The 19,773-nt window shown below is 56.6% G+C and carries 16 protein-coding genes and 1 tRNA gene; 5 read left to right on the top strand and 12 right to left on the bottom strand.

All coding sequences use genetic code 11. The features are described from left to right. Positions 1–27 precede the first annotated feature (27 nt). Positions 28–189: a hypothetical protein gene (locus OXE05_10645; protein MCY4437778.1), complete on the top strand. Its 162-nt coding sequence runs from the start codon at positions 28–30 to the stop codon at positions 187–189. Positions 190–330: 141 nt separating this feature from the next. Here OXE05_10645 and OXE05_10640 read toward each other — a convergent pair whose 3' ends face one another. The 9 genes from OXE05_10640 to rpmE all read right to left on the bottom strand — a co-directional run bounded on the left by OXE05_10640 (position 331) and on the right by rpmE (position 9,551). After that, complete coding sequence (locus OXE05_10640) at positions 331–2,265, bottom strand: ABC transporter substrate-binding protein (protein ID MCY4437777.1); 1,935 nt, start codon at positions 2,263–2,265, stop codon at positions 331–333. A gap of 341 nt (positions 2,266–2,606) precedes the next feature. Continuing rightward, positions 2,607–3,398 (bottom strand): ABC transporter permease, encoded by a 792-nt coding sequence (locus tag OXE05_10635; protein MCY4437776.1) that lies wholly within the window; start codon positions 3,396–3,398, stop codon positions 2,607–2,609. Next, complete coding sequence (locus OXE05_10630; protein MCY4437775.1) at positions 3,395–4,324, bottom strand: ABC transporter ATP-binding protein; 930 nt, start codon at positions 4,322–4,324, stop codon at positions 3,395–3,397. The genes OXE05_10635 and OXE05_10630 overlap by 4 nt, the downstream gene beginning before the upstream one ends. 113 nt (positions 4,325–4,437) lie before the next feature. Further along, a tRNA-Arg gene (locus OXE05_10625) sits at positions 4,438–4,513 on the bottom strand. 232 nt (positions 4,514–4,745) lie between these two features. Continuing rightward, positions 4,746–6,032 carry a starvation-sensing protein RspA gene (locus tag OXE05_10620; protein ID MCY4437774.1) on the bottom strand — a complete coding sequence of 429 codons (1,287 nt, stop codon included), beginning with the start codon at positions 6,030–6,032 and terminating at the stop codon, positions 4,746–4,748. Between the two features lie 69 nt (positions 6,033–6,101). Further along, positions 6,102–7,046, bottom strand: a complete 945-nt coding sequence (prmC, locus tag OXE05_10615; GenBank protein ID MCY4437773.1) for a peptide chain release factor N(5)-glutamine methyltransferase — start codon at positions 7,044–7,046, stop codon at positions 6,102–6,104. 98 nt (positions 7,047–7,144) lie between these two features. Beyond that, positions 7,145–8,215 (bottom strand): peptide chain release factor 1, encoded by a 1,071-nt coding sequence (gene prfA / locus OXE05_10610; protein ID MCY4437772.1) that lies wholly within the window; start codon positions 8,213–8,215, stop codon positions 7,145–7,147. 16 nt (positions 8,216–8,231) lie between these two features. After that, positions 8,232–9,155: a DUF1385 domain-containing protein gene (locus tag OXE05_10605; protein ID MCY4437771.1), complete on the bottom strand. Its 924-nt coding sequence runs from the start codon at positions 9,153–9,155 to the stop codon at positions 8,232–8,234. Positions 9,156–9,332: 177 nt separating this feature from the next. Then, a complete protein-coding gene (gene rpmE, locus OXE05_10600; protein MCY4437770.1) occupies positions 9,333–9,551 on the bottom strand; it encodes a 50S ribosomal protein L31 in 219 nt (72 codons plus the stop codon). Between the two features lie 275 nt (positions 9,552–9,826). Here rpmE and OXE05_10595 point away from each other — a divergent pair, with 275 nt between their 5' ends. Next, positions 9,827–10,774, top strand: coding sequence for a dihydroorotate dehydrogenase (locus OXE05_10595; GenBank protein MCY4437769.1), 948 nt, complete (start codon positions 9,827–9,829; stop codon positions 10,772–10,774). A gap of 21 nt (positions 10,775–10,795) precedes the next feature. Here OXE05_10595 and OXE05_10590 read toward each other — a convergent pair whose 3' ends face one another. The 3 genes from OXE05_10590 to OXE05_10580 all read right to left on the bottom strand — a co-directional run bounded on the left by OXE05_10590 (position 10,796) and on the right by OXE05_10580 (position 14,377). Further along, positions 10,796–11,587, bottom strand: a complete 792-nt coding sequence (locus tag OXE05_10590) for an SDR family oxidoreductase (GenBank protein ID MCY4437768.1) — start codon at positions 11,585–11,587, stop codon at positions 10,796–10,798. Positions 11,588–11,803: 216 nt separating this feature from the next. Continuing rightward, the gene (locus OXE05_10585) at positions 11,804–12,991 is read right to left on the bottom strand and encodes a TRC40/GET3/ArsA family transport-energizing ATPase (GenBank protein MCY4437767.1); all 1,188 of its coding nucleotides are present in this window, start codon (positions 12,989–12,991) and stop codon (positions 11,804–11,806) included. Positions 12,992–13,474: 483 nt separating this feature from the next. Further along, positions 13,475–14,377: a Gfo/Idh/MocA family oxidoreductase gene (locus OXE05_10580; GenBank protein MCY4437766.1), complete on the bottom strand. Its 903-nt coding sequence runs from the start codon at positions 14,375–14,377 to the stop codon at positions 13,475–13,477. A 329-nt stretch (positions 14,378–14,706) separates the two neighbouring features. Here OXE05_10580 and OXE05_10575 point away from each other — a divergent pair, with 329 nt between their 5' ends. From OXE05_10575 to OXE05_10565, 3 genes are all read left to right on the top strand, one after another. Then, positions 14,707–15,549: a phytanoyl-CoA dioxygenase family protein gene (locus OXE05_10575; GenBank protein ID MCY4437765.1), complete on the top strand. Its 843-nt coding sequence runs from the start codon at positions 14,707–14,709 to the stop codon at positions 15,547–15,549. 46 nt (positions 15,550–15,595) lie between these two features. Further along, a complete protein-coding gene (locus OXE05_10570; GenBank protein MCY4437764.1) occupies positions 15,596–18,793 on the top strand; it encodes an SNF2-related protein in 3,198 nt (1,065 codons plus the stop codon). 70 nt (positions 18,794–18,863) lie between these two features. Next, entirely contained in the window at positions 18,864–19,631 is a 768-nt protein-coding gene (locus tag OXE05_10565; GenBank protein ID MCY4437763.1) for an SDR family oxidoreductase, read from the top strand. The last annotated feature ends 142 nt before the right edge of the window (positions 19,632–19,773 follow it).

The raw sequence follows: 19,773 nt of genomic DNA, 5'->3' as shown, positions 1-19,773 counted from the left end.
AGCCCGCGTCGCCAGAGGAAGCTACTCATGTTGATCCAGTGGATGTCAACGCTCAGCACGGCAGACACCGTGCTCTTCTTCATCTCGCTCGTCGTGATCTTCCTCATGCTCGCCATCCCCTTCGCCCTGCTCTTCTCCGTCGCCATCATCGACGAAATCCTCTCCAACCGCTTCAGCAGCTTGGATTAGAGCTGGTGACAATCATCTGATCCAATTTGGTATTCGTGCGAGTCATTGTCCAAGAGTAGACTAAGCCCCCCAAATTCTTGGGGGGCCTTTCAGTCTGCAGGGCCAGTGACCGGTTCAAGCAACTCTATTAGGCGATGCCTGCTATTGATCCAACCGGTACAGATACCGAATATCCCACAGCCCATACAGCGTCGGTGTCGTATTGCCGAACACGTTGCGGGTGGCGGTGAGGCGTTCGGACTGGGTGGTGTAGATGATGGGGAGGTTTTCGGCGATGACTTCTTGGGCGTAGTGGTAGAGTTCCACGCGCATTTCGTGGTCGAGTTCCTGGGCGGCCCGGATATAGAGATCATCGATCTCGGCTTCCCATTCCGTGGCGGGTTCCGGCTGGTTAGGGTACCAGAGGTGGAAGGCCTCGCTGCTATGCCAGAAGCTGATGCCGCTGTAGGGGTCCGAGCCGCCGGAGAAGCCGACGACCATGGCCTCCCACGCATACGAAGCGGTCAACCGGGCCACCAGATCGCCAAACTCGATTGACTCATAGTCCGCCTTGACGCCGATCTCCTTCATCCCGTCCGCGATGTGCTGCGTGACGGCCCCGCGCACGGAGTTGTCGCCGTTGGTCACCAGCGTAAACTCAATGGTGTTGCCGTCTTCATCCTCGCGAATGCCGTCGCCGTTGGTATCCACCCAGCCGAGGCTATCCAAGATGGCGTTGGCCTGGGCGATGTCGTAGGGATAGCGGCGCACATCCGGATTATGAAAATCGCCGGCCGCCGGGCTGATGGAGGCCCACTGCGGGTAGCCGAGCCCGTGCAGGATGTCCCTGACGATAGCGTCCTTATCGATGCTGTGAGCGACGGCTTGGCGGAACTGCGTATTCTGGAACCAGGCCAGCTTCTCCGGCGCCACGAAGGGCGCGCCGGTCTCCGCATTCGCGCCGGGGTTCAGGTTGAAGCCGAGGAACGTGGTGCCGAACGCCGGGCCCCGGCGGTGAATGGTGAAGTTGCCCTCCGCTTCCAAGGGCTTCAGGTCCGCGTACTCTTCGCCCAAGACGCCGTGCACGTCCGTCTCACCGGCCTTGAACATGGCAAGCTCGGTCTCCAAGCCATCCACGATGTGATAGACGATAGTATCCAAGTACGGCAGGCTGTTGCCCGCGGCGTCGTTGAGCCAGTAGTTGGGATTGCGCCGCAGGATCAGGCGCTCATTGTCGTCATAGCGCTCGATGGTGAAGGGGCCGGTGCCGATGACTTCCCGCGGGTCCGTCTCTATGTCCCACAGGGAAGCGAACGTGCCGTCGTTCACGTGGGGTTCCAGGATGTGCTTGGGATAGATCGCCGTGCCCATAGAACGCAGAAACGGCGCAAACGAGACCGGCAGTACGCACTCGATGGTGTATTCATCCAGCGCGCGCACGGTCATGCGGCCTTCCGTCCATGCGCCGCTCTCTGCATCTATGTAACGGAAGGTGAAAGCGGCGCGCGTCGTGGTGGGAATGTCATCGTTGTAGATGATGCGGTTGAAGGTGAAGTCCACATCGTGAGCCGTGAAGGGCTTCCCGTCGTGCCAGCTCACGTCTTTGCGCAGGTGAAAAGTCCAGGTCAGACCGTCTGCAGAATGCTCCCACGAATCCGCCAGCAACGGTTCAACCTGATCGGTCAGCCAGGAGGTTTCGGTGAGACCCTCGAAGAGGTAGCTCAAATAGCCCGATGAGGAAGAATCATTGGCAAGGGCCAGGTTGAAGGTCAGCGGTTCGCCGATGGTGGAGTACGTGATCTGCCCGCCGTGCGTGCCGATGGCATACTCAAATGCCTTGGCACTCTCCTTGAGTTCGGCGACGATGGTCTCATAATCGTGATCGTCAATTGTCTCGACTTGATCGGGCTGCTCGGTAGGCTCAACTGTGGTGTAGACGCCGCACGAAGATACGATCAGCACCGCGACGAGCGCCAACAAGGCGATCACGAAACCTCGCGGTCGTAGCCTTGCTTGCACAATTCCGCCTGCCTGCCTCGCTGGAATGCCGTGCCTGCATTGCACCGCCCTGGTTGCAGGAATCCGAAAGAAACGCATACTTCTTCCTCCTTGGAAGAGTCTCAAGAAGTCGCCTGTGATTTCTTGAAACAAGACTTACTTGGACCTAGTCGGTACGAGGCCACTTTCAGTCGCCTCGTATCCTCTTTCGCACACTCCGCATCCTGACACCATACCAAAACTCTATTGTTTCAACAGTAGCACTTTGGCTGCGGCGCCAGTGTAGTTTCGTTTACAGCTTCTCCGGGTTGTTGGCGCTCCGTGAAAATCAGGCAACCGACGCAAAGCAAATCCCTTGGAAAAATTATGCGACGGTTCGTGCCTTCACCCGCATTCCCCTTCCCAACGGGCCACTCTTCCCCATTGCTAGAGGGAGGTGCTCACTTGACCAGTCGCCGGTGCAATAGCGTGGTAGCGATGGGGAATAGCACGGCAGTCAGAGCGAATACATAGAGTAGGGCAAACAGGTGCGAAATCCCCAATTCTCCGGTCGCGAATCCCCGGGCCAAGTGCACAGAGGAGGTGAGGGGCGCAGCCCACGCTATCGGCTCTACCCAATCCGGCATGACGGCGATGGGGAAGAACGCGCCGCTGAAGAAGTAAAGGGGACTTGCTACTACCGTGAAGGTCAGCGACAGAATGTGCACGTTCGGAGAGAGCGCGGCGAATATGAGGCCCAGCGCCCCAAACTGCATGCCAACCAGCGCCGCTGCCAGCAGGACGCCCACGCCGGACACGTTGTCAATCCACCCAAACAGCGCCGCCACCGTCCCGATGCACACAGCCGTGAGGACCGCCCTGGTCATGGACCAAGCTAAGTCGCCCATAGCAATCTCACGCGTGCTCACCGGCGCGGTCAGCGTTGTTTCATACACACCCTTCTGAATGCGCATGAACCCACCCCAAGCGCACTCGAAAATGGCATGGAACATGGCAGAGCCAACGATGACTCCGGGAGTAACGAACTTTGCGTACGGTACACCATCGACACTATCCACCAGCGTGCCAACACCGATGCCAATGGCCATGAGGATGACGAATGGCTCTACGAAATACCAGGATAGGGATGTAAGCAAGTTGCGCCTGAGCACCAGGGCGTGCCGGTACCAAATACCGGTAATGCTGCGCAGCCTGAAACCGGCGAGGTAGGTGTTGGGAGCGGCGATGTTCACTCGTCCGTCAGCTTCCTGCCCGCCATGGCCAAGAAAACGTCCTCGAGATTTGAAGACCGGTAGGAGACGCGTACACCTTCCAGGCCGGAGAGATCAGGACGCTCGCCGTTACGGGATGTGACGGTGATTATCGCGCCGGCTTCTCGATAGTCGAATCCGGCGCCTTCGATCCAGCCCACAACGTCTTGCCGTACACCGTTAGACACCCGTACCTGCGCCACCTCCGGCCCCGCGTGCCTGTTTACAACTTCGTCCGGCGCGCCCTCAGCCAGGATTTTGCCGTGGTGCATGATGGCAAGCCGGTCGCACAAGGCTGTGGCTTCATCCATGTAATGCGTGGACATGAGAATAGTCACGCCTGCCTGCTTCATCGTATCCAACTCTTGCCAGACGCGATTGCGGCCTTGCGGGTCAAGGCCGGTTGTGGGCTCGTCGAGCACGATTACTTGCGGGTTCGTCATGAAGGCCCTGGCAATTGCGAGACGCCGCTTCATGCCACCCGAAAGATAGTCGATTTCCCCATTCGCCTTGTCGGTCAAATCGAAGAACATCAGCACGGCGTCCGCTCGCTTTTCAGCTTCCCTGTGTGAAAGCCCAGCGATGAAGCCATACGTAATGAGGTTACTCTTGGCATCAAGATCAGTATCGAGGCCGTCCTCCTGGGTAACGACACCGAGGATGTTGCGGACTTCTCTCGCCTGCCGGGACACGTCGATACCTGCAACGGTCAGTTCCCCTGCAGTCAAAGGAGACAATCCGCTTACCATGCGCATGGTAGTAGTCTTGCCCGCGCCGTTCGGGCCGAGCAGGCCGTAGGTCTCGCCGCGGCTAACCTCGAAAGAAACTCCGTCCACTGCGACGGTCTCGCCAAACCGTTTGGTAATGTCGGTCGCGCGAATGACAATTCGGTTGCTCGAGCCGCTCACCCCTACTCCTTTGTTCCGACTTCACACAGACAGAGAGCCCTAGACCGCAGCAGACAGTCCGCATGACGCTGAGGAGCCGATCTCTTCAGACCGGCGAAATTCGACGATAGGATTGGCACGCCTGGAGGGATTCGAACCCCCGACCCTCGGTTCCGAAGACCGATGCTCTGTCCACTGAGCTACAGGCGCATGGCGTACTCTTACCAGTATAACAGGGGTACGGGAGGAGTCTCGGAGTCAAATAAGACAGGAAAGGCCAGCAGCAGACTACCAATACTGAACAGCAAGACTAGGCTTCAGCCATGTCTCTCGCTGTTGGATTCCCGCAGGGACTCTAGATTCCGCAAACGTCGTTCAACGCTGCGCTCGAAATAACAACCCAACGGCTTGGTTGCTGGAGCAGGGCGTCCCACTTTCACTGTTAGGGGCTAACGACAGTGCCATCGTCGCGGCGCAGGGGCGCCCAACCACCGCCATACGGCATTTCCGGCAAGGGGAAACGCGCCGCCAACTCTTCGTCGAGCTCAACGCCGAGGCCAGGTCGTTCGTTCGACCACATTGCCCCATTGCGAATCTCAGGCGTACCGGGAAACACGTCCTGTGCGGCCTGGTTGAACACGTGCTGCTCCTGAATGCCAAAGTTGTGGCAGGCAAAATCTAGATGCATGTTGGCTGCATGTCCCACAGGAGAAACATCTGCCGGGCCGTGCCATGCCGTGCGCACGCCGTAGAATTCGCAAAAAGCCGCCAGCTTGCGGGCCACCGAAATGCCGCCAATGTCGGAGATGTGGACCCTGATGAAGTCGATAAGCCGTTCTTGAATCAGGGGCACATACTCGGCCTGATTGACAAAGAGTTCGCCCATGGCAATTGGGGTCGTGGTCTGCTGGCGCATGATGCGAAAGTAGCCGTTATTCTCCGGCGCCAGCGGGTCCTCCAAGAAGAATAGATTGAAGGGTTCTAGCGCCTTCGCCAGGCCAAGCGCCTGCACCGGCGGAATGCGCTCGTGCACGTCGTGGAGCAGTTCCACACTATCGCCTAATTGGTCGCGCAGGTGCTCAAAGAGACGGGGCACCTTCCGCACGTACGGCGTTGGCTCCCAAGCACCCTCTAGAGCTCCATGATCCACTCCGAGCACTTCGTCATCGGGTGTGACGGCATGCCCATCTTGGCTGCCCGGTTCGCCTTGGGCCGAGCGCTGCCAACCGGTGGCGTTGCTGCCAGCGCTGTATCTCGCCAATCCCGGCTCCGACGTTGAACATTTAACATAGCGGTACCCCTGTTCCATAAACCCGCGCACGGACTCTTCCACCGCGTGCACATCGTCGCCGCCGGCGGCGGTATAGAGCGGGACATAGTCCCGGCATTTGCCGCCAAAGAGCTGGTACAGGGGCACGTTTGCGCACTTGCCCTTTATGTCCCACAGCGCCGCATCCACTCCCGCCAGGGCGTTATTCAGCACCGGTCCGCTGCGCCAGTAGGAACTCACGTAGGCCGACTGCCAGATGTCCTCGATGGCGGACGGGTCCTTGCCGACAAGGAAGGGGCGCAAGTAGTCGTTGACAGCAGTTACAACGGTCAGTGGGCGTTGCCTGAACGTGGCACAGCCCAAGCCGTGGAGACCGGGCGTGCTCGTTTCGACTTTGACGACGACTAGCGCAAGGCCTGCCGGCGCGGTACAGATAGCGCGTACGTCTGTGATCCGCATGAGTGAAACTCCTCAATAGGGCGCGTCCCGAGTCTATGCCACGGTCAGCGGCCATCGCTTGCCGCCACGTCAGGCATTCGGTGAAATTTGGGAGATACAGAGTATCCTGTCAAACCCCGCCAGATCCTGGTAAACGTCTGCGCGAGCGTCCGGTAGGTGTTGTGCTGCCAGCGCGGTCAAGCATTCTGCCATATCGAATCCTATTTCAAAGAGCGCGTGACCACCGGGCAGGAGATAGGTTGAGAGTTCAGGAAATAAGGCCCGATAGGCATCAAGGCCGTCCTCGCCGCAGGCAAGTGCAATGGTAGGCTCGTAGTCCCGCACGTCGCGGTCTAGGCCCGCTACCTCTTCTCGTGGGATGTAGGGCGGGTTGCAGACTATGACGTGGACAGATTCAGGCAATGCCTGTAGGTAACTTCCCTGCAGCAAGACGAGCCTGTCCGAAACCCCGTGAGCAACTCCATTCCGCCGCGCCGATGCCAGCGCTTCGGCAGAAATATCTGTGGCGTAAACAGTGGCTCGCGGCAGCGCCTTGGCGATACTCACGGCAATCGCGCCGCTGCCCGTGCCAATGTCGGCGATGAGCGGGTGAGATATACCGTGGCAAATCGGCGGGCCGAGCAAACGGTAACTGTTGCTGCTATCGCAGTCGAACAGATCAAGCGCCTTCTCAACCAGCAGTTCCGTTTCCGGTCGAGGGATGAGGACGCGCCGGTCTACGGCGAAGTCCAGTCCCATAAACTCTTTCCTGCCAACGATATAGGCAACGGGTTCACCTTGCTGACGGCGCTGTACATGGCCGCGAAACGATGCCACCTGCGCGGGCGAAAGCGATAGGACGTTTCCCCCGGCCAAGGCTACTTCAGTGCAGTCCAACACATGCCTAAGGAGTACGCGCGCATCTCGGGCGTGGGAGTCAATGCCACTCCCCTTGAGCTGCTGTGAGGCCCAGTGGAGTACGTCCTGCAGGCAAGATGATTGGGGACCACTGCTCGCCGTCGCGACAGCGTACACACCTGGGGAGCGTGCCTGCGGAGAAGCAGCGGCTGCTTCATTTCCCGATGCGGGAGATCTTGTTGCTGAAGATGTGAGCACGGCGGCGTTCCAATGGCTTAGCCCTTCGAGCCGGCGGCAGCCAAACGCTCTGACTCGTTCGTGGTTGTGAGAGCGTCCACGATGCCTTCTACGTTGCCGTCCATCAACTGGTCCAGGTTATAGACGGTAAGGTTGATGCGATGATCGGTCAGCCGGTTCTGCGGAAAGTTGTAGGTGCGTATCTTCTCGCTCCGCTCTCCCGTACCAACCAAGCTCCGACGCATGGCAGACTCTTCCTCCCGCTGCTTACGCTGCTCCAATTCAAGTAGGCGCGCCCGCAAGACTGCCAACGCACGCATCCGGTTCTGCTGCTGCGATCGTTCATCCTGGCATGTCACCACCAGTCCAGTGGGGAGATGGGTAATGCGCACGGCTGAGTCGGTAGTGTTCACGCTCTGGCCGCCGTGACCGCTCGCGCGATAGACGTCGATTGAGAGATCGTCCGGGCTGATGCTGACGTCGATATCCTGCGCTTCGGGCAATACGGCGACCGTGGCAGTGGAGGTATGGATGCGACCGCTCGTCTCAGTAACTGGAACGCGCTGCACACGGTGCACACCGCCTTCAAATTTGAGCCGGCTAAAAGCGCCTTGCCCTTTCACGAGAAAGATGATCTCTTTGAAACCGCCAATGCCCGTCGGACTGGATGACAAGAACTCCGTCTTCCAGCCCTGCTTTTCCGCAAAGAGGTTATACAGGCGAAAGAGGTCGGCAGCAAAGAGCCCTGCTTCATCGCCTCCCGTGCCGGCACGAATCTCCATGATGACATTGCGGTCGTCGTTTGGATCTTTCGGCACCAAGGCAGCCCGGGTCCGCTCCATGAGCGACTCTTTTTCCGTCTCAAGTTGCTGTATTTCGAGCCGCGCCATCTCCAGGAGCTCGTCGTCATCCTCTTCAGCCAACAATTCTTCAGCACCGCTGATTTCTCTATCCACCCGCCGGAGGTTGTTATAGAGGACAACTACCTTTTCCAAAGAGGCCTGTTCCTTGGCGAATGCAGTGATTTGAGGAATGTTGCTGCTATGCTCGGCCATGAGCAGATTGAGTTCCTGATAGCGCGCTTCGATTTCGGCTAGTTTTTCTAACATCGTTCGTTACAATACCTCACGCACTACTCGCTGCATGCAAAGATTCGTTTCGCGCCCGCTCATCTGCCGCCATCACAGCCTGCAAGGCGGCAATGGCAACTGCAACTTGATCGCCATCCGGCTCACGTGTTGTCAGAGACTGCATGAGCAGACCGGGCCACACGAGCGCGCGCACAAGAAGCTGCTGAAAGTGAGTTGCCGAAAAGCGCAGCCACTCGTAAGAGACACCGATGAGTAGCGGGACCAGCAGTATACGAGAGAGCACTCGCAGCCACAATGGCGGATGCCCCAAGGACGCAAACAAGATCACACTCAATGCTACCACTACCAGTAGCAGGGCCGTGCCGCAGCGTGGATGGGCAGTGGAGCAGGTCTGCACGGATTCAGGCTTCAACTCAATGCCCTGTTCCTGCGCGTGGACAGCTTTGTGTTCGGCACCGTGGTATGCAAATACCCGCGCGATCTTCGGTGAATTTCCAATGAGCCATAGATAGCCAATGAACGTGAGAAGCCGTATCAGTCCCTCGATGAGATTGGTTCCTACGGCACTTCCAATCAGACCGTGCATAAAGCCGGCGACAATCATCGGCATGACGAAGAAGAGACCAATTCCTAACGCCAAGGAATTGAGCATAGGCACGCGCACTGAGGCGGCGGAAGGTAAGTGCTCCGGTTCGTCCTCATCACGCTCGTCGGCCTCTGCCACCTGAGCAGAAAACGAAAGCGCCCGGGTGCCCAACGCCAAAGCGTCCCACAGTAGGGCCATGCCTCGCACAAACGGAATCTTGCTTGTCCTTCCTCCGTAAAGTCGCTGGGGAAGGGCCTCGGCGCACGTCACGATGTGCCCCTCAGGATGCCGAACGGCCACCGCCACGTGGCGATGACCGCGCATCATCACACCTTCCAAAACCGCTTGTCCGCCGTAAAGGGACCGTGCCATACTTCCCAAACCGGGTGGCGCCTATCCATCCAACGCTACAACCAACCTCACTTGGCAGTTACTCCCGTCTTGAGTACACACATCTCACCTTCTACAGGGCCAAGACTCTTGACAACACTCTGCAACGTCAGCACAAGAGCGAGACTTTAGATCGTGCGTGCAGGGAAACGGCCAACGCTACTTCTGTAGCCGCTTCGAACGTCTCATCCTCTGCATGAAGCGGTCAACTTGACCCTCCGTATCTACCAGTTTCTGCTGGCCGGTGTAAAAGGGGTGACACTTCGAACAGAGGTCGACGCGCAGCGACTCCGCAGTTGATCCGGTTGTGAACGTGTTGCCGCAACTGCATACGATTGATGCTTGCTCGTGATAGGTTGGATGAATGTCAGCTTTCATTTTCTCTTCCTCTTCAACAGCTTGTTCTCTCAATATATGAAGCGAATTCTCTCGCCATGCGCTTGAATTGCGTGCTTCCTATCCCCTGGTCAAGGGCAGGCAGCGGCGAGGATCATATGTGCTACCAGTATACCCCATGCTTGTCATATGGTACAGTGAGTGCGCCGTGCACCAGCCCGTATTTCGCGCCAGGGACAGCGGGAGTAGATACAGCGAGACCCACTTTCCGCGGGCTACTTCCACCCTCGAGAGTTCGCACTGTCAGGCAGGTTATGATGCCGCAATTGGAAGTGAACATTGCGCCCCGCCACCCGACAGGACTCATACTCAAGAATCCCGTGATTACGGCCTCCGGCACGTTTGGCTACGGCACGGAGTACGCGCCCATCTACGACGTGAACCGCCTCGGCGCCATTTCTGCCAAAGCTGTCACGCTGAAGCCGCGTAGCGGCAATTCTATGCCCCGCATCGTAGAGGTGCCGGGCGGCATGCTGAATGCCATCGGCTTGCAGAATATCGGCGTAGAGGCATTGATCCGCGAAAAGGCGCCGCTCTGGGAGAAATGGGATGTGCCGGTAATTGCCAATGTGGCGGGAGCCTCATTGGAAGAGTACGTTACCATTGCCGAAATGTTGGACGGCGTGCCGGGAATCGCCGCACTCGAACTCAATATATCGTGCCCGAACGTTGCCCACGGTCTCGACTTCGGCACCGAACCGACCATGGCCGGCGCGCTTACGCAAGCCGTCAGCGAGCGCTCTTCCCTACCCTTGATCGTCAAACTGACGCCGAATATTACGGACATACGGCCGGTTGCCGCCGCCGTAGCCGATGCCGGAGCGCATGCTTTGGCAATCATGAATACCGTAACCGGACTTGCCATCGACGTAGAGCAGAAGCGTCCCGCGCTGGCTACGACAACCGGTGGTCTATCCGGCCCGGCGGTGCGCAGCATTGCACTCCGCCTCGTCTACGCCGTCGCGCCTCTGGTAGACATACCAATTATTGGAATTGGCGGTATCGGTACCACCGATGATGCCCTCATGTTCCTCATGGCGGGAGCGACAGCCGTTCAAGTCGGCACGGCGAACTTCTACAACCATCGTGCGCCCTTGGATATCATTGCAGGACTGAGAGACTACGGCGCGAGAGAAGGGTTGGCGAGCATTCAGGACATCATTGGAGTGGCGCTACCCCAGCGCGCCGGGATTCCGGCTACCTAAGATGCCCTGTGCGGCCGGTCGCTACATGATGGAGCGAACGAGCCCGCCGTCTACCTGAAGGGTAGCCCCGGTTATGTAGCTTGCCCGCGGGGACGCCAGAAAAACCGCCAGATCCGCCAGCTCCACCGGTGTTCCCAGACGACTCAGGGGAATCTTGGCCTCATACTCTTGCATGATGCTTTCTTCGGACTGGCCGGTCGCCTTCACCTGGGCGGCCACATTGTCCTTGATCCGGTCTGTATAGATGCTGCCGGGGCAGATGTTGTTTACAAGTATGCCGTCAGCCGCCAATTCATTCGCTAGAGACTTGGCTAAGCCGATGACGGCAGGACGAATTGAATTTGAAAGCAAGAGGTTTTCCAGGGGTTGTTTTACCGAGGTTGAGGTGACATTGATGATCCTCCCACCATCGGTTTTTCGCATATGAGGCAGCACTGCGCGTACAAAGCGTACGACGCTCATGAATGTAAGATTGAATGCGTTTTCCCAGTCCTCGTCTTCGAAGTCTGCAAATGTACCCACCGGCGGACCGCCGGCATTATTCACCAGAATGTCGATCTTGCCCTGCCGCTGCACGATAGTGTTAACGAAATTCTCAATTGCATCGGGTTTCATTACGTCTACGGGAACGGCCAGCACCTCAAATTCGGCTACGGCTTGAATTTCCTGGGCTGCCTGCGAAAGGTTGTCCGGACTGCGTGAACAGATTGCAACCCGCGCCCCTTCCTTGGCCAAGCCCAGGGCGATTGCCTTGCCAAGACCCTTGCTTCCCGCGGACACGATAGCTGTTTTACCATTTAACTCAAGATCCATGTGCTGTCTCCTTAATCTTTGGCTGCAAGTGAGCACATGCTGCCACGCGCTCGTTAAGACCTTTCAATACAATTTACTCTGAAGGGAACGATCTGCAAGTCCACCTCGACGATGAAATGATCGCCGCCTTTCTCATGTGCCTTCTCGCCGACTTTTCGTCACACTGACCCTTCGTCACTCCAAGTCGAGAGCTGCCGGAGCGAGCTTGACAGGGTGCTAAACTGCGGTTTCCACATGGTCAGCAAAGGGAATACGCAAGGTTCGGTCCTCTAGCCGTGCCGTGCCTGGAGAGAGCCGGGCAAGGACTGTGGGAAGCACAATGTTGCGGCGATACACGCCTATGCGCACTGTGAGTTCATCTCCCCTCTTCACCACGTCGATGTTCCCTTTCTGTCCAAAGGGTAAATCAATGTCCAAGATATAGCCCCCGTCTTCCCGCTGTACGGTATGGCTTTGTCCGTCATAGTAGAGCTTTAGCGGGTCGTCTTCCGCAAAGAGCACGGATGCCGTCTGCTTCAACATCTCAAGTCCCACGGCCTCTTGAGCAAAGAGGGGCACCCGCCGTGTCGGCAGCGGTGAGAAAGCCTCATGGATGAACTGCAAATGCTTCTTCTGGGCCTCATGCCACGCCGTGAAGTAGGAATCCTGCACGCTATCCGGCAGCACTCGGTTGCAGATGACGAGGTCAGTGCCGTAACCGTAGAGAGTCAGGTAGGTAAGCGTCCGCTGCGCCTCGCGGATTACCATACGCTCCGGATTCAATACCAAGCGCACCGAAGCACGTTGCCGATCGGCCAAGAGGTCGCGCAGCCTTCCCAACTGCCGCACCAGGTCTTCAGCCTGATTGAAGACCTCACTGCCTGGCGTGGGGACCCCCAAAACCGATTCAAGGACTGGATTCACTACCCGTGCCACACGCCGTTTAAGGGGCAGAATGCGCTCCAGCCACCAGCGGGCATCCTCCGGAAAAGCCAGCAGTCGCAGTGTCTCGGCGGTAGGCGCGCAGTCAACTACCACGGCGTCGAACTCATTTGACTCATGGTGCATATTCACCCAGAGCAGGCTCGACAACTCCTCCATGCCGGGCAGAATTGCCATTTCCTCGGCGAGCGTCTCATCTATGCCGCGCCATGCCAAGAGTGCGCTCAGCCAAGCCTGTACGGTGCCCCAATGTTTGCGCAAGTTGTAGTAGACATCAGTCTCCTGCGCCCATAGATTTGGTGCAATCTTCTTGGGTTCCGGCCCCAGCTCGATGTCCAGAGAATCACCCAGGCTGTGCGCGGAATCCGTGCTGAGGACAACCGTGCGGTAGCCGAGCTCTGCGCACCGCAACGCGGTGGCGGCAGCACACGTGGTTTTGCCTACCCCTCCTTTGCCGGTATAGAGTAAGACGCGCTCTGCCACCTCTGGCTCCTCGAATAGTCTTAAATCTTCATATGCATTTGCCTCATTCCATGGTAGCACCTTTAAATCAGTGCCATGTGAATACTTGCCATGTAGGCACATATTGACATTTGTGCTTAGGGGCGTCAAGACCTTTTGCTTGACTGAGAAGCTGAGTAGACTATTCACCCTCTTCAAACGGTAATGTAACTCGAGAGACCACGCGGCATTTGGTGAAATGGACGAGGCCACACCGTCGTCCCGTATCGCGTAAGGGACAAGCTCCGGCACTCCCTCTCGGTGGCGAAACGACTCAGCGCCACTAACAAGGGATGTGCGAATGTCTCCCAGGGAAGACAAGAAGGAGATTGAGTGCCGTTACACTCAATCTCCTTTCAGCAAATCGCGCCATAGCTTCTCGGTGACGCTAGGCCATGCGGCAGTCCCCTTAGTAATCCAGCCGGAAGCGGCAGAAGGAACAAGGACGATCTCAGCCCCAGCAGTCTATGATGCTGTTTCCAGCCTTGTTGCCGCGCCGCCATTCTGACTGGACCGATACGCAGCTTCGATGAACGAAATTATTTCAATGGTCTCTTCGATTGCCAGCGGCGGAGTGCCGCTTTCGAGCATTTTCATGATCTCCCGCAAGAGATTCCGGTAGTTGTTGCTGGCGTCGATACTGGTGGTAACGGTCTGCTTCTCAGAATATACCGTCAACCCATAGCCGGCGCTCCCACTCCGGATCGCGCGGACAGTACCCAAGCGGCCGCCATCCCAACGCCCCGTCACATGATCCGCGCCGTCGGTGCGAGCGGCCCACACCTCTTGGCAACCGGGCCCCATCAGGGAATAGAGCACCTCAACGCCGTGAATGCCGTAATTGAGCAGTCCTGGGTTTGCGTAGTGTTCGGAGCCCGGACTATGCACAAATGCCCCCACCGCGCCGCCCTCCCCCGCCAGCGATGCTTGGACTTCCATCACTGTTTCCGTATAGCGCAGTGAGGAGGCGGAAAAGATGGGCACGCCGTGCTGTGCCGCCAAGTCGGCGATGGCGCGGGCCTGCGCCGTGGTAGCGGCATAGGGCTTGTCGATGAAGAGCGGCAGACCGGCCTCCAGGAAGGGCTTGGCGTGTCCAAGATGGACGCCGCCCTCATTGGATTCGATAAACACCGCATCAACGGCGCCTATCAACTCCGACGGACTATCGACAATCTGCACGCCCATTTCTCTGAGCTCTTCCGTGTATCCAGGGACTCGCTCAGGCGAAACCCGCGACTCTCCCGGGAATCCCATGACGACGGTTCCGCCGTCCACCCATTGATCCTCATCGATGTCTATGTGGTTGAGCCGCTTCGTGAACTGCACCACGTGGGACGTATCGAAATCCACTATGCCGATCTTACGCATGTTCTCCACTTACCTCTCCAATGCAAACGAAACGAACACCTTACACAAGCCACGAACTCTACGTGCCCAGTTAACTCGATAAGCGATTCAAAGTCCGGGAGTTGTGCATCGTGTCAAGTATAGCCGAAGTACGATGCGCCTTCTAGCAACAGCGCTAGTCAGATGCGCAAGTTGCTCTTATAGCTTGGGGAGCGGGCTTCCCGATTAAACGCCAAGAAGCCGGGACTTGCGGTCACTATGCTACTATGCACCTGACAAGATGACTGCAAGAACCTCAATTACCGGCGTGGAAACGCCGACCTTTGTAACTGAGTAGCGGGGAAGATCCAATGAATCGAAACGACCTGCGCCAACAGTTCGACGACCAGGGCTATGTGAAGCTCAAGGGCTTTCTCGATTCCAATGTCGTAGCTCAAGCGCGCTCTGCAATGGAAGAGTTAGTGGAACAGCGAGCCCAGCAGCTTGTGGCAGCCGGCAAAATCGCCAGTCCAATGCGCGCAGAGCCATTTGAAACACGCTTCTTCCGCCTCTACGAAGAACACCTGGACGACGCCCCGAAGTCGTTTCGCAGGGAGTTGCACTTATCCGGGCTTTTCGACCTCTTCTTCAACCCGGCCCTGCTCGATGTCGTTGAAGTCTTCATTGGGCCGGAAGTTCGCCTCTATCCAAACTACACCGCCCGCCCCAAATTCCCCGATTGGAAAGGGACTGAAGTCCTCTGGCACCAGGACGGCGGCTACACGGAGCAAGTCGCAGAGGATGTAGGGAGCGTGGAGTTGCAGCGGATGGTGAATGTCTGGACGCCGCTGGTTCCCGCCCGCGCGGCAAACGGCTGTATGCAGTTTGTGCCGGGCACCCATAAGCTTGGCGCCGTGCCCCACGAAAGCCGCGAATACTACTTGGAAATCGCGCGTGAATCCCTGGACCCCTACGTGGAATCGGCTGTGGATGTCGAACTCGATCCCGGGGACGTTGTGCTCTTTCAGAACCTCCTCTTCCACCGGGGCCAGCCGAACCTTAGCAAAGAAATCCGTTGGAGTTTCGACTGGCGCTATCAAGATGCGCGGCAGCCTACCCTGCGTAAAGAAGAAGGCCATATTGCGCGGAGTCGCAGCAATCCGGATAGCGCAGTGAAGAGTGCAGCGGAGTGGGCTAGCCTAACGTTTCGCTAGGAACAGGCCTGAACACACGCAGGAGAGGACTGAGGACTGGTGATACTTGGATACAGATGAGCTTTGTAAGCACGGCATACGGATAGAAGCGTGTGTCACTTGCCGACCCGTGTGGGCTAAGCAGAGCACGGCAAGAACAAAAGGCAATCAGAAACTACATCAATTGCCCGCTCCAAAGCCCCAACCTCAATCAGAGGGAAAGAATCCGCTCTTCAAACCTGGAGACAAGGTGCGGGTAAAGGGAGAACCTGCGCGTGAAGGGCTCATTGTCAGAGAACCAATTCGTATTCCTGAAGGGTTTGACTATAGAGTATTCTTCAGTGCGATTGATGAACCAACATTGAGCGAGCGCGAACTAGATCTGGTCCCAGATCGACCGGTCTTGGAGTTTCTGCCGCACAAGGTCTTTTTGCGTGAGTTCATACTGCTCAAGGCTAGCTCCCCGCTGTCTGACACCTTGTATTCATTGGACGCATCGCGCATTGAGTATTACCCCTACCAGTTCAAACCAGTATTGCGATTTCTCAAGTCGCCGAATCAACGCATTTTGATAGCGGACGAGGTCGGATTAGGTAAGACGATCGAAGCCGCGCTCATTTACAGAGAGATGTCTGCGCGTCGTGATTTGAAGCGAGTCTTAGTGATTTGCCCGGCCGGGCTTCGAGAAAAGTGGCGTCGGGAGCTTCTATCTCGATTTGATGAGGAATTCGACATACTGGATGCCCAATCCTTCAGACGATTCTTGCATGACCAGCATGAATTGGGAGATGCAGTTAGGCTGCGCGGGATTTGCTCGCTTGAGATGCTCCGCAGAGATGAGTTTCGGGAAAAACTCAATGAACAGGCTGTGGATTTTGATTTGGTAGTCATTGACGAAGCTCACCACCTGAGGAACCCGGCGAGAAAGTCCTTTGCACTTGCCAACACAGTAGCCGGGCGATCGCACGCTCTCGTACTACTATCAGCAACTCCACTGCAAACAAGCAATGAGAACTTGTTCAATCTAATGCGACTCATTGACGCCGGTGAATTTGAACGATTCGAGGACTTCGAAGAGAGACTTCGTCCGAACATGTACATCAACCAGACGTCTCGTCTAGTCTCTCAAGGCAGATTCTCAAAGGCGTTGCGTGAGCTAAGAGCAGTAGAATCCACCCTGTTTGGGAAGAACTATCCTAGAAACCCCAGGTACCGCAGAGTTATCAAAACCCTTGGGCGAAAGCGCGCTCCAAGTAACGAAGAGATAGTAAGCGTTGAAAGTGACTTGCTAGAACTCCACTCACTGGCAAGGGTGTTCAATCGTACTAGGAAAAGAGACGTACTTGACGATACTGCCAAACGCAGCCCCTTTACCATTAAAGTCAAGCTCAACTCTGAAGAAAGGCAGTTTTACGATGCCGTTGATGACTTCGTTCGGTGGCAGCATTCCCAGCGAAAAGACACCGGCGAAGTCTCGACTTTTACAGTGATCATGCGCGAACGACAAGCAGCAAGTTGCATTCAGGTGCTAAAGGGACACTTTGAGCGGTCACTTACGACTTCCATTATTGAACTGAACTTAGAAATGACAGATCCAGACATCAGTGAAGAAGATGTTTCTACGCGCAAACTCTCTGATGCTGATCGCCGGCAAGTAATCAAACTACTTAGACTTTGCAATAACTTAGCAAACGAGGACACCAAGTACGAGAGATTTAAAGAGGCACTCAGTCTTTTGTTCGAAGATGATCCGAAATGTAAGGTGCTGGTGTTTTCGTTCTTCCGTGGCACGGCACAGTACTTATTCGACAGATTAAACCGAGAAGGATTCGTCGTAGAGACTATCCACGGCCAAATCTCTTTAGAAGAACGGCAACGCCGAATTGACGAGTTCCGGGATAGCGGCGACATAAGAATTATGGTTTCTACAGAAGTCGGTGCCGAGGGTCTGGACTTCGAGTTTTGCGGCGCAATGTTCAACTATGACTTACCGTGGAATCCCATGCGAGTCGAGCAGCGAATCGGCCGGCTAGATCGATTCGGACAACAACACAAGCGCATCAGGATTTACAATCTGGTAATTGAGGATACGATCGAGACACGAATATTTGAGCGCTTATACAATCGAATAGGGCTATTCGAATCCTCAATTGGCGACTTAGAGCCTATTCTGGGCGAGGAAGTAAGAAAGTTGTCACGCGACGTCTTCTTGGCACGGCTAACCGCAGAAGAAGAGACGCGGAAAGTTGAAGAAGCGGTACGCGTCCTGGAGCGACACCGGCAAGAGCAAGAGGCATTTGAAAGAGAGCAAGGCCTATTCCTTGGGCAGGACTTCTTGCTTCAACGCGACATGGAGGAGATACGATCTTCCGGTCGTTTCGTGTCTGTTCAGGAAGTACGTGCTTTGGTGGAGACATTCCTCGCAGACGCGCTACCAACCGTGCATCTCGTTCAGAGGGAAGACGGTGACTCGTTCAACCTTTACCCTAGAAATGAACTGGCCGACTACTTTGTGAACAGTGCGCGGGCAAGCCAAAGAAACAAGCCCTTGAGTGAGCAATTCCTGAGTCGACTGCAGTCTGAACCTCGTCTCGTGACTCTGACATTCGATGCTGAGACGGCCAAAAGAAGAAACATTGAGTTCGTGACCTTACACCATCCGTTGGCGCAGGCTGCGCTGGCTTATTTTGGGAAGTCTGGTAGTCGCGGTATCCCCATGATCACAAACTGGATTGAACGAACTTCTGAGACGCCCAATGGCGACTACGCTTTTTTTATTTACCGGTTTGATATACACTCGGCTACTCCTCAATGCACTCTGATCCCTATACTTGTCCCCACAGATGACCCTGACCCACGACCTTTTCAATCCGGCGTGTTCTTGAAGGAATTGACAACTGAGCAAGGCAAAGGACAGCCAGAAGTCGCAATTGACGAGGGCAGGTTCTCCCAACTCCAGGATGCGGCTGACAACTACGCAGCGAGAGTTAGGCACGACAAAGAAGTGTCTGAAAGGCAAGACAACGACGCCCTGATCGATGAGCGCATTACCAGCCTGGATCGACATTTCAGTTCACTCATTAGAAATCTCCGGCGCCAACTCAATGATGTCACTGAGGAGCGCATCAAGAGAATGCGGCAATCGCAAATGCGAAACTCCAAGAGGCGTCGCAATGAGCGTATCGAAGAGGAAGAATCCAAAAGAGCGGTACGTGTAGAATACACGATGATTGCTGCAGGTCTCGCAAGGGTTATACAGGACTAATGGCATTGATCAATGATTCGACTGAAAACGCTAGAAGTGGCACTGTCCGATTCTTGGAGAGAGGATATTGATGCAACTAACCGACCGGGTGGCAATAGTAACCGGCGGAGGCCGGGGTATCGGCCGGGCCACGGCGGAGCGGCTCTCGGAGGCAGGAGCCTCGGTCGTCGTGGCCGACCTCGATGGTGGTACCGCAGGGGCGGTCGCAAGTGACATTAGTGCTGCGGGCGGCGCGGCCATTGGCGTGCAGGTTGACGTTTCCAGTGAAGCGGATACAGAACGCTTGGCCCGGACGGCGCGCGATCACTTTGGCCGGATCGACATCCTCGTCAACAATGCCGGCATTGGGCTCTACACGCCGCTCCTCGAAACGACGTTGGCACAGTGGAATCAGGTGCTTGCCGTCAACCTGACGGCGATTTTTCTGTGCAGCAAGTACTGTGTACCCGTGATGATCGGGCATGGGGGCGGCGCCATCGTGAACATCGCTTCCGTGCGGGCCATCGCCACCACGGCACGCACCACGGCGTACACCGCCACCAAGGGCGCGGTAGTGGCGCTTACAAAAGCGATGGCAACTGAGTTTGGCGATGAAAAGATTCGAGTCAATTGTGTACTGCCCGGCGCGATAGACACTGACATGATGCGGGAGAACCTGGCGGAAGACGGCCTCACATTTGAAGAGGGTACCGCCCAATCCATGCAGAAGACCCCGTTGCGGCGTGTGGGTGAGGGGCGCGACATTGCCAATACCGTGACGTTCCTGGCCTCGGACGACGCCTCATACATTACCGGCGCCGGCTTTGTCGTAGACGGTGGCCGCACGGTACACATCTAACCCGCAGGCCCTGCAGACTCCTTGTTCATTTAAGGCGTGCGCGGTTGCCGCCGCCGGAGAATTTCACGACCTCGTGGCGTGCCGCTGCTGAGACGTATTCTCATCGGACAGCCATGACCCAAGCATGGCAGCATGCGCCCTC

The sequence above is a fragment of the Chloroflexota bacterium genome (assembly GCA_026710945.1).
In the GTDB taxonomy this organism is placed as follows: Bacteria; Chloroflexota; UBA11872; order VXOZ01; family VXOZ01; genus VXOZ01.
The sequence above is the reverse complement of the archived record's forward strand: the minus strand, read 5'-3'. Positions and strand labels throughout refer to the sequence as shown.

Coding starts and splice junctions, on each gene's coding strand:
- OXE05_10645 (MCY4437778.1), top strand. CDS start 28: ATGTTGATCCAGTGGATGTCAACGCTCAGCACGGCAGACACCGTGCTC.
- OXE05_10640 (MCY4437777.1), bottom strand. CDS start 2,265: ATGCGTTTCTTTCGGATTCCTGCAACCAGGGCGGTGCAATGCAGGCAC.
- OXE05_10620 (MCY4437774.1), bottom strand. CDS start 6,032: ATGCGGATCACAGACGTACGCGCTATCTGTACCGCGCCGGCAGGCCTT.
- prfA (MCY4437772.1), bottom strand. CDS start 8,215: ATGTTAGAAAAACTAGCCGAAATCGAAGCGCGCTATCAGGAACTCAAT.
- OXE05_10605 (MCY4437771.1), bottom strand. CDS start 9,155: ATGGCACGGTCCCTTTACGGCGGACAAGCGGTTTTGGAAGGTGTGATG.
- rpmE (MCY4437770.1), bottom strand. CDS start 9,551: ATGAAAGCTGACATTCATCCAACCTATCACGAGCAAGCATCAATCGTA.
- OXE05_10595 (MCY4437769.1), top strand. CDS start 9,827: ATGCCGCAATTGGAAGTGAACATTGCGCCCCGCCACCCGACAGGACTC.
- OXE05_10590 (MCY4437768.1), bottom strand. CDS start 11,587: ATGGATCTTGAGTTAAATGGTAAAACAGCTATCGTGTCCGCGGGAAGC.
- OXE05_10580 (MCY4437766.1), bottom strand. CDS start 14,377: ATGCGTAAGATCGGCATAGTGGATTTCGATACGTCCCACGTGGTGCAG.
- OXE05_10575 (MCY4437765.1), top strand. CDS start 14,707: ATGAATCGAAACGACCTGCGCCAACAGTTCGACGACCAGGGCTATGTG.
- OXE05_10565 (MCY4437763.1), top strand. CDS start 18,864: ATGCAACTAACCGACCGGGTGGCAATAGTAACCGGCGGAGGCCGGGGT.